Raw genomic sequence first — 9,638 nt, forward strand, 5'->3', positions numbered from 1 at the left:
CCCATCGCCATGGAGCTCCTGCGCGACCTGGAGAAGGAGACGGTCGACTTCGTCCCCAACTTCGACGGGGACGAGAAGGAGCCGGTGGTCCTGCCGGCGCGCTTCCCCAACCTGCTGGTCAATGGCTCCTCCGGCATCGCCGTGGGCATGGCCACCAACATCCCGCCGCACAACCTGCGCGAGGTGGTCGACGCCCTCCTGCTGCTGATCGAAGACCGCTCCGTCGACCTGGCGGCGCTGATGCGGCGCCTGCCCGGGCCGGACTTCCCCACCGGCGCGCTCATCGTCGGACGCCAGGGCATCCGCCAGGCCTACGAGACGGGGCGCGGCATCATCACGCTGCGCGCGCGGGCGCATATCGAGACCGGCAAGGGCGACCGGCAGCGCATCGTCGTTGAGGAGCTGCCCTACGAGGTCAACAAGGCGAAGCTGATCGAGCAGATCGCCGAGGAAGTGCGGGAGCGGCGCATCGAGGGCATCTCCGACCTGCGCGACGAGACCGACCGGAGCGGGATGCGCATCGTCATCGAGCTGCAGCGCGGTGCCAACGCCAACGTGGTGCTGAACAAGCTCTACAAGGCCACCGCCCTGCAGCAGAACTTCGGCATCATCCTGCTGGCGCTGGTCGACCAGCAGCCGCGCGTCCTCAACCTGAAGGAGATGCTGGAGCTCTACCTGGACCACCAGGAGGTGGTGGTCCGGCGCCGGAGCCGCTTCGAGCTGGAGAGGGCCGAGGAGCGGGCGCACATCCTGGAGGGCCTGCGCATCGCCCTCGACCAGATCGACGCCATCATCGCCCTGATCCGCGCCTCCGAGACGGTGGAGGAGGCGCGCCAGGGGTTGATGGAGCGTTTCGGTCTGAGCGAGAAGCAGGCGCAAGCCATCCTGGACATGCGCCTGCAGCGCCTGACCGGCCTGGAGCGCGAGAAGATCGAGGAGGAGTACCGCGGGCTCCTGGAGCGCATCGCCGAGCTGCGCGCCATCCTGGCCGACGAGAGCCGTCTGCTGGCCGTCATCCGCCAGGAGCTGGTGGAGATCCGCGACAAGTACGGCGACGCCCGGCGGACGCAGATCGTCGCCGGCGAGGCGGCCTTCGACGAGGAGGACCTGATCGCCGACGAGGAGTGCGTCATCACCGTCACCCACTTCGGCTACGTCAAACGGCAGCCGCTGGACACCTACCGGAGCCAGCACCGCGGCGGGCGGGGCGTGGCCGGGACGGCGGTGCGGAACGAGGACTTCGTCGAGCACCTCTTCGTGACGCGGACGCACCACTGGGTCCTGTTCTTCACCAACCGCGGGCGCGTCTACCCGCTCAAGGCGCACGAGATCCCCGAGGCCGGGCGCAGCGCGCGCGGGACGGCGGCGGTCAACCTGGTGCCGCTGGAGAGCGGGGAGAGCATCACCGCGGTGGTGACGGTGCCCGACTTCGAGGGCGAGGAGGACTTCCTGGTGATGGCGACGCGCAGGGGCGTCGTCAAGCGGACGGCGCTGCGCGAGTTCGCCTCGGGGCGCCGCGCCGGCCTGGTGGCGCTGGGCCTGGACGAGGGCGACGAGCTGATCGCCGTGGCGCCGGCGCGGGAGCCGGCGGAGCTGCTTTTGGCCAGCCGCGAGGGGATGGCCATCCGCTTCCGCCTGGAGGAAGTCCGGCCCATGGGGCGGACGGCGCGCGGCGTTACCGGCATCCGCCTGGGCGAGGGCGACCGCCTGATCGCCATGGCGGTGGTCGACCCCGGCGCCGACCTGCTGGTGGTGACCGAGAACGGCTTCGGCAAGCGGACGCCCGTGGAGCAGTTCCGCCTTCAGGGGCGTGGCGGCATGGGCGTCCAGGCGATCCGCGCCACGCGGCGGAACGGCCCGGTGGCGGGGGCGCTGACGGTGCGCGAGGAGGACGAGGTGATGGCCATCAGCTCCCAGGGCGTCCTGATCCGCTACCCGGTCCGCGACGTGCCGCGCCTGGGCCGGCTCACCCAGGGCGTCAGCCTGATGCGCCTGGGCGAGGGTGACGCGCTGGTGGCGGTGGCGCGCATCGAGGCCGAGGACGGGGCGGACGGCGGGCGATGAGCGGGGGCGCGAGCCGCGGGGAGGGCGCGGGGGCCGCCGGGCGGCCGGAACGGGCGGAGCGGGCGCAGCCGGCGGTGCGGGCGGCGCGGCTCGCGGCGGGCAAGCTCCCGCCCGACCTCCTGGAGGGCCTGGTCCTCCGCCACCGCGGTGCGCGGCGGCCGGAGCTGTTGCGCGGCGGGGCCACGGGCGAGGACGCGGCCGTCCTCGACCTGGGGGGCGACCTGGTGGTCGCCTCCACCGATCCCATCACCGCCGCCGAGGCCGACGCCGGCTGGCTGGCGGTCCACGTCTCCGCCAACGACGTGGCCGCGGCGGGGGCGGAGCCGGTGGCGGTCCTGCTGACGCTCCTCCTGCCGGAGGGGAGCGAGCCCGCCCTGGTGGAGCGGCTGATGGAGGGCGCCGAGCAGGCGGCGGAGGAAGTGGGGCTGGCCGTCGCCGGCGGCCACACCGAGGTGACGCCCGGCCTGCCCCGGCCCATCCTCTGCTCCACCGTGCTGGGGCGCCGACCGCGCGGGCGGGACGTCCACGCCGGCGGCCTGCGGCCCGGCGACGCGCTCCTCCTGGCGGGGAGCGCGGGCATGGAGGGCGCCGCCATCCTGGCCGCCGACCGGGCGGAGGAGGTGCGCGCGGCGCTGGGCGAAGCCGCCTGGCAACGCCTCGTGGAGCTCCGCCGGCGGATCAGCATCGTGCCCGCCGCGCGCCTCGCGCTGGAGGCGGGCAGCCGGGCGCTGCACGACGTGACCGAGGGCGGCGTCTGGGGCGCGGCCTACGAGATGGCGGCCGCCTCGGGGGTGGGGCTGGAGCTGGAGGCGGAGGCGGTGCCCGTGCTGCCCGAGGTGCGCCGGCTCTGCGACCACTTCGGCCTCGACGTCTACCGCCTCATCTCCAGCGGAAGCCTCCTGGTGGGCGTCGGGGAGGCGGCCGCGGGGCCGCTGCTGGAGCGACTGGCCGCGGCGGGCATCGAGGCGGCGCGCATCGGCCGCGCCGTGGGGCGGGAGGCCGGCCTGAGGCTGCGCGGGCCGGCCGGCTGGAGCGAGCTGGAGCCGCCCCGGGGCGACGAGCTCTGGCGGGTGCTGGGCTAGCCGGCGGCGGGGCGATGCCGCAGGCCGACGGGAGGGTGGGGCGTGCTCGATCTGCGCTGGGTTCGCGAACATCCGGAGGAAGTCCGCGCCGGCATGCGCGCCAAGGGGGTCGACGAGGCGCCGCTCGACGAGCTGCTGGCGGCCGACCGGCTCTGGCGCGAGGCGCTGGCGGAGCTGGAGGGGCTGCGCGCCACGCGCAACCGCGTCTCGGAGGAGATCGGCCGCCGCCGCCGCGCCGGCGAGGCGGCCGAAGAGCTGGTGGCCGAGATGCGCTCGGCCGGCGAGCGGATCAAGGAGCTGGAGGCGGCGGTACGCGAGCAGGAGGCGCGCATCCGCGAGGCGCTTCTGGCCATCCCCAACCTGCCCGCGCCGGACGTGCCGCCCGGTCCGGACGAGTCGGCCAATGTGGAGCTGCGCCGCGCGGGCGAGCCGCGCCGCTTCGACTTCGAGCCGCTGCCGCACTGGGAGCTGGGGGTGCGGCTGGGCATCCTGGACTTCGAGCGCGCCGGCAAGATCACCGGCTCGCGCTTCGCCGTCTACCGGGGAGCGGGCGCGCGGCTGGCGCGGGCGCTGGTCCAGTTCATGCTCGACCTGCACGTTGAGCGCCACGGGTACAGCGAGGTCTACCCGCCCTTCCTGGTCAACGGCGCCAGCATGACGGGGACCGGCCAGCTGCCCAAGTTCGCCGAGGACGCCTTCAAGGTGGAGGGGCGCGACCTCTGGCTGGTGCCGACGGCCGAGGTGCCGGTGACCAACCTCTACCGCGACGAGATCCTGGACGGTGCCCGCCTGCCCATCAAGCACTGCGCCTACACGGCCTGCTTCCGCTCCGAGGCGGGGGCGGCCGGGCGCGACACGCGCGGCCTGATCCGCCAGCACGAGTTCGACAAAGTGGAGTTGGTCAAGTTCGTGGCGCCGGAGACGTCGGAGGCCGAGCTCTGGTCGCTCATCCGCGACGCGGAGGAGGTGCTGGAGGCGCTGGGCCTCCCCTACCGCGAACTGCAGATGTGCACGGGCGACCTGGGCTTCACCGCCGCCAAGAAGATCGACCTGGAGGTCTGGATGCCCAGCTACGGGCGCTACGTGGAGATCTCCAGCTGCTCCAACTTCACCGACTTCCAGGCGCGCCGCGCCAACATCCGCTTCCGGCGGACGCCGGAGAGCCGGGCCGAGCTGGTCCACACGCTCAACGGCTCGGGCCTGGCGGTGGGCCGCACCTTCGCCGCCATCCTGGAGAATTGCCAGCAGGCGGACGGCTCCGTCCTCCTGCCGGAGGCGCTGCGCCCCTACATGCGCGGGCTGGAGCGGATCGGGCCGGAGGCGTGAGGGGCCGTGGTAGACTCTTGCGCGGACCCTTTGCGGAGAGGTGCCGGAGCGGTTGAACGGAGCGGTCTTGAAAACCGCCAGGGGCGCGCAGCTCCTCGTGGGTTCGAATCCCACCCTCTCCGCCAGGCATGACTTCCTGGGGCTAGGTGTACCGGGGTAGGGTACCCAGGGAGGAAGTGCAAACCGAGTGCAAACCGGCCCGGCGCGGGCGCGCGGGCGTTCAGCGCGCGCTCCCGCCGAGGCGCGACATGGCGGCCCGCAGCCTCTCCTCGACGAGGCGGGCCGCCTCCGCGTCTTCGCCCGGGAGCAGGTGGGCGTAGGTGGTCAGGGTGACCACGGGCGAGGCGTGGCCGAGGCGCCGCGCCACCTCGACGGGGCTGGCCCCGGCGCGCAGGAGCTGGCTGGCGTGGCTGTGGCGGAGCGTATGGAGGTGGACGCCGGGGAAGCCGAGGCGGAGCATGGCGTCGTGAAAGGTGGCGGAGAAGGCGTCCGGCTCCAGCGGGCGGCCGTCCGGGCGGGCGAAGACGAGGTCCTCGGCGCCGGCGGCGCGCGGGCCGTCGCCGGAGCGCCCGGCGCCGGCAGCGAGGCGGCGGAGCTCCTCGCAGGCGAGGCCGGGCAGGGCGAGCGAGCGGAGGCCGGAGCGGCTCTTGGGCGGCTTGAAGCGGAGGCCGGCGCGCGTCTGCTCCAGGGAGCGGCGGACGGCCAGCGTGCAGGCGGCGAGGTCCACGTCCTGCCAGCGCAGCGCCAGGAGCTCGCCGCGGCGGAGGCCGGTGAGGGCGGCGAGCAGGGCCGGGGGGTGGAGATCGCTTCCTTCCAGGGCGCGGAGGAGGAGGGCGAGCTGCTCCTCGTCGAGCGCCGCCTGCCGGGAGCGGGGCGCGGCCGGCGGGCGGAGGCGGTCGGCGGGGTTGGCGGGGAGGAGCCCGCGACGGACGCCGTCGGCCAGGGCGCGGTGGAGGAGACGGTGGACGGCCAGGACGGTGCGCGGACTGAGACCGGCGCCGGTGCGGCGGTTGCCGGAGGCGGCCAGCCGCCGGTAGAGGGAGTCCAGGTGGGCGGGCCGCAGCGCGTCCAGCCGCAGGCCGCCCAGGTGCGGCAGGACCGCCCCTTCCAGCAGCTCGGCGTAGCGCTCGGCGGTCTTGGGCGAGAGGGCGGGGCGGCGATCGGCCAGCCAGCCCTCCAGGTAGGCGGCCAGGCGCGGGCGCGCGGGCGGCAGGTCGCCGGCCGCCAGCAGCCGGAGGAGCTCCGCCAGGTGGAGCTCGGCGGCCTCGCGCGTGCGATGGCCGCCGAACCAGCGCTGCAGGCGGCGGCCAGTGCGCGGGTCACGCCCCAGGCTGAGGACGATGCTGTAGGTCGAGCCGCGGCGGACGATGCAGCCCTTCGCCAGGACGCCCCCGGACGACATGGTAACACGTTCCTGGTGGAAAAAGGCAGCCCTTCCGCGCCCGGGATGCCGCACGGGGACGGCGGGCAGACTGGCACGCGAAGGGGGGGAGCGTACCATGGCCGAGGTCACCTTGGACCTGAGGCCGGCCGTCGACCCGGAGCGCGACCCGGAGCGCGTCGCCGACGTGCTCCGCCGCCTGGGCGAGGAGGACCGCCTCCACCTGCTGCTGGAGGCGGCCGACGCGCACCAGCTGGACCCGGTGATCCGAGCCGTGGAGGCGGCCGGCTTCGGTTACCAGCCCAAGGGCGGGCACGAGGGCGAGTACCACCTGCTGGTGGGGCGCGACCTGACGCGCCCGGGCGGGGCGGACGGGGAGCGCGAAGCATAGGCCGGCGCGCCGCGCCGGTGCGGGGTCCGCTTCGGCTCAGCTCCGGACGGCGAAGAGGATGAGCGCCACGCCCAGGAAGACGAGGCCGATCCGCCAGGCCGGCATCTCGCCGGCCAGGCCGAGGACGCCGATGGTGGTGACGGTGAGCAGCACCAGCGGGCCGGTCAGGCCCAGGAGCGCGTTGACGCGGAGCGCGGCGTCGACACGGTTGAAGCGCGCCATGAGCGTCGCGCCGGTCAGCTCGAGGCCGGCCGAGATCAGGCGTACCAGCACCATCGCACCCACGTACGGCTCCAGCCCCAGCACGGCGCCTCGCCTCCGCGAGGCTTCATCTATTCGGTGGCGCTCCCGCCTATGCGCGCCGTCCGCTGGTTGCCCGCGGAGGGTCCGCGTGCTAGCATCTATAGCTGCATTGGAGAGGTGACCGAGCGGCCGAAGGTAGCTGCCTGCTAAGCAGTTGAGGGCGAAAGCCCTCCGCGGGTTCGAATCCCGCCCTCTCCGCCAGAGTTGCCGGCCCGCGGCCGGCGCGGCGGGCGGCGCCCGGGGGAGACGGGCGCTCCGCCGGAGACGGAAAGCCGATTTGGGCGCCCATAGCTCAGTGGACAGAGCGACTGGCTACGGACCAGTAGGCCGGGGGTTCAAATCCTCCTGGGCGCACCAGATGATCCCACCTTCGGACCCGCAGCCGACGCGGCTGCGGGTCCCTTGTCCCGGGGCGCGCGTCCGCCACGCGTTGCTGCGCCGCCTTGCCGGCGAGCCGCCGCCGGCCGCCGGCGCTCCACCCGCGCGACGGCCGCCTCCCGCCACCGTGAGGAAGCGGTCCCCGCCCGCCCTCATTTCCCGGGAAAAGGCCGCGGCGGCTGCGCGAAGCGCTCCAGGGGAAGGAAGAGATAGACGACGATCATGGTCAGAAGCGCCGCGCCGGTGGCGTAGAGCGGCAGGTGCAGCCCGTAGAGGCTGCCCAGGAAGCCGCCCAGCGCCGAGCCCAGGGCGACGCCGACCCCCTCCACGGTCATGAAGAAGCCCATCATCCCGCCGCGCTCCCCCTCCGGGGCGATACGCGTCATCAACCCGTTCCAGGAGGGCAGGACGAAGGCGTAGCCCGCCCCCAGCACGACCGCCCAGGGGAGCGCCTGGACGAAGCTGTGCCGGCCGGAGAGGACCACCAGCGAGGCGGAGGCGACCAGGAGCCCCGCCAGCAGGACCGGGCGCGGCCCCAGGCGGTCGGCCAGGGCGCCGGCCGGCAGCAGGACCAGGACGGCCGTCGCGCCGCCGGCGATCATCAGCCAGGCGTAGTCCGGCCCGGAGAGGTGGAACTGGTGCCGGGCGAAGGGCGCCATGACGGGCAGGATGAGGCCGACGGCGAAGGTCTGCAGGAACATGCCGGGCAGGACGGGCCAGGCGCGCCCCACCGCGGGGGCGATGCGCCGCAGGGCGCCGCCCAGGGCCAGCGCCTGCCGCCAGTCGAGGCCGCGGTAGCGGACGGCGCGCAGGTGGGCCAGGGCGACGGCCAGCGGAAGGAGCAGGACGGAGCCTAGGAGGGGGAAGACCCAGCGGTCCGGGACGTAGTTGATCAGCACCGGGCCGAGGCCGCCGCCCGCCAGCCAGGCGACGAAGATGGAGCTGAGCGCCGAGGAGCGGAGCTCCTCGGGCGCCGCCGCGCTGATCCCGGCCATGGCGGCCGGCCAGGTGCCGGCCGCGCCCAGGCCGTAGGCCAGGGAGCCGAGCAGGAGGCCGGCCAGCGAGTGGGAACGGGCCAGCAGGAGGACGCCCAGGCCCGCCAGCAGGAAGCCGGGCACCAGGATCGGCCAGGGGCCGAGGCGGTCGATGATGCTTCCTTCCCATGCCTTGAAGAGGTTGTCGGCCACGTACTGGGTGGCGATGACCAGGCCGACGACCGCGGTGCTGACGCCGGCGGCCGGCAGGTAGGTGGGCAGAAAGGTGATGTAGAGCGCGCCGCGGACGAACTCCACCGCCGCCACGGTGAGCAGGTGGGCCAGGACGACCGGCCGGGCGATGGCGCGCAGCGTGCGGGCGATCTCCACGCCGGCCCTCACTCCAGCGGCGCGGCCGCACCCGGGACCGGGGCCGCCGCAGGAGCCGGGTCCGCCCGGCCGGCCAGGCGCGGGTCGCGAAGGAGCAGACGGATGGCGTCCCGGGCCGCCTCCGGGCGCGCGAGGCGGCGGGCGGCGCGGCGGAGCGGCTCGGCCGCGGCGGGTCCGGCCAGCAGGCGGCCGGCCAGGGCGGCCACGTGGGCGGCGTCGCGGGCGACCAGGGCGGCGCCGTGACGGGCGAGGTAGGCGGCGTTGACCGCTTCCTGGCCCGGAACGGGCGGGACCAGGAGGAGCGGGAGCCCGGCCGCCAACGCCTCGGCGCTGGTGACGCCGCCGGCCTTGCCCACCAGGAGGTCGGCGGCGGCCATGGCCGCGGCCAGGTCGGGCAGCCAGCCGAAGAGGCGGGCGGGGTGGCGGAGGCGCGGCGCCTCGCGGCGGAGGCGGGCCAGCGTGGCGGCGTCCTCGCCGGTCACCACGAGCAGCTGGAAGTCCTGTTCGAGCGCGTCCAGGCGGCGGACGAGCGGCAGCAGGCCGGCTAGGGTGCCCATGCCGCCGGCGGCGAGGAGGAGGACCGGCCGTCCGGGCTCGAGGCCCAGGGCGGCGCGGGCCGCCGCGCGCGCGGGCAGCCGGCGGAAGGCCGCGCGCAGCGGGATGCCGGTGGCGTGGAGGCGCCCGGCCTCGACGCCGTGCGCCGCCAGGCCGGCCGCCAGGTCGGGCGCGGCCACCAGGTAGCCCTCGGTGCCGGGGTAGAGCCACTCCACGCCGTCGGTGAAGTCGGTGACGACCGTGTAGAAGCCCGGCCCGGGGAGCAGGCCGCGCGCGTCCAGGGCGGAGTGGATGGCCGCGGTCTGCGGGAAGGTGTGGACGATGAGGCGCGGGCGGAACCGGGCCGCGATCTCGCGCATGCGCCGCCAGCCGAGGCGGCTCAGGCCGTCGCGCAGCCCCGGGCTCGCCGCCAGGCGCGAAGAGGCGCGGTAGAACCAGCCGTAGGCGCGCGGGAAATGGCGCACGGCGGTGGTGTAGGTGAAACGCGTGAAGCGGCTGTAGAGCGGCGAGTAGGCCTGGAAGAAGTCGACCACCCGGCAGCTGAGGACCGGCTCCGCCTCGCCCGCCGCCTCGGCCAACGCCGCCGCCACCTGGCGGTGGCCGCCGCCGTAGCTGGCGGTGAGGATGAGCAGGTCGACCCGCGCCGGCTCCGCCGGCGCCACCCCGTCCCGTCGCGCTGGCAACGCGAGCCCCCCTCGCCCCGCCGGGGCCCCGCCCGGCGGACGGCCCCTCCGACAGGATAGGAGGTGCCGCTCCTTCCCAGAAGCTTGCGCGAGACCCATGGTGGCACAAGC

8 protein-coding genes and 3 tRNA genes are annotated in these 9,638 nt (G+C 75.1%); 7 read left to right on the top strand and 4 right to left on the bottom strand.

The features are described 5' to 3' along the window. The 4 genes from gyrA to K6U79_09515 all read left to right on the top strand — a co-directional run. Positions 1-2,064 (top strand): DNA gyrase subunit A (gene gyrA, locus K6U79_09500; protein MCL6522588.1); only part of this gene is annotated, 2,064 nt, incomplete at its 5' end. Next, a complete protein-coding gene (locus K6U79_09505) occupies positions 2,061-3,146 on the top strand; it encodes an AIR synthase family protein (GenBank protein MCL6522589.1) in 1,086 nt (361 codons plus the stop codon). The genes gyrA and K6U79_09505, both read left to right, overlap by 4 nt. Before the next feature lie 42 nt (positions 3,147-3,188). Further along, complete coding sequence (gene serS, locus K6U79_09510; protein ID MCL6522590.1) at positions 3,189-4,472, top strand: serine--tRNA ligase; 1,284 nt, start codon at positions 3,189-3,191, stop codon at positions 4,470-4,472. 34 nt (positions 4,473-4,506) lie between these two features. Next, a tRNA-Ser gene (locus tag K6U79_09515) sits at positions 4,507-4,597 on the top strand. A 95-nt stretch (positions 4,598-4,692) separates the two neighbouring features. Here K6U79_09515 and K6U79_09520 read toward each other — a convergent pair. Next, positions 4,693-5,874 carry a site-specific integrase gene (locus tag K6U79_09520; GenBank protein MCL6522591.1) on the bottom strand — a complete coding sequence of 394 codons (1,182 nt, stop codon included), beginning with the start codon at positions 5,872-5,874 and terminating at the stop codon, positions 4,693-4,695. Between the two features lie 97 nt (positions 5,875-5,971). Here K6U79_09520 and K6U79_09525 point away from each other — a divergent pair, with 97 nt between their 5' ends. Beyond that, the gene (locus tag K6U79_09525; GenBank protein ID MCL6522592.1) at positions 5,972-6,244 is read left to right on the top strand and encodes a hypothetical protein; all 273 of its coding nucleotides are present in this window, start codon (positions 5,972-5,974) and stop codon (positions 6,242-6,244) included. Positions 6,245-6,280: 36 nt separating this feature from the next. Here K6U79_09525 and K6U79_09530 read toward each other — a convergent pair whose 3' ends face one another. Continuing rightward, complete coding sequence (locus K6U79_09530) at positions 6,281-6,550, bottom strand: YqhV family protein (protein MCL6522593.1); 270 nt, start codon at positions 6,548-6,550, stop codon at positions 6,281-6,283. 108 nt (positions 6,551-6,658) lie between these two features. Between K6U79_09530 and K6U79_09535 the strand changes: the two genes are divergently transcribed. Beyond that, a tRNA-Ser gene (locus tag K6U79_09535) sits at positions 6,659-6,748 on the top strand. Between the two features lie 80 nt (positions 6,749-6,828). Then, positions 6,829-6,904 (top strand) — tRNA-Arg (locus tag K6U79_09540). Between the two features lie 173 nt (positions 6,905-7,077). Here the strand turns inward: K6U79_09540 and K6U79_09545 are convergent. Together K6U79_09545 and K6U79_09550 are read right to left on the bottom strand one after the other, a co-directional pair. Beyond that, on the bottom strand, positions 7,078-8,289 hold the full coding sequence (locus K6U79_09545) for an MFS transporter (protein ID MCL6522594.1): 1,212 nt from the start codon (positions 8,287-8,289) through the stop codon (positions 7,078-7,080). 8 nt (positions 8,290-8,297) lie between these two features. Continuing rightward, positions 8,298-9,527: a glycosyltransferase gene (locus tag K6U79_09550; GenBank protein MCL6522595.1), complete on the bottom strand. Its 1,230-nt coding sequence runs from the start codon at positions 9,525-9,527 to the stop codon at positions 8,298-8,300. Positions 9,528-9,638: the final 111 nt, after the last annotated feature.

This window comes from Bacillota bacterium (genome assembly GCA_023511835.1).
In the GTDB taxonomy this organism is placed as follows: domain Bacteria; phylum Bacillota; class Sulfobacillia; order JAIMAT01; family JAIMAT01; genus JAIMAT01.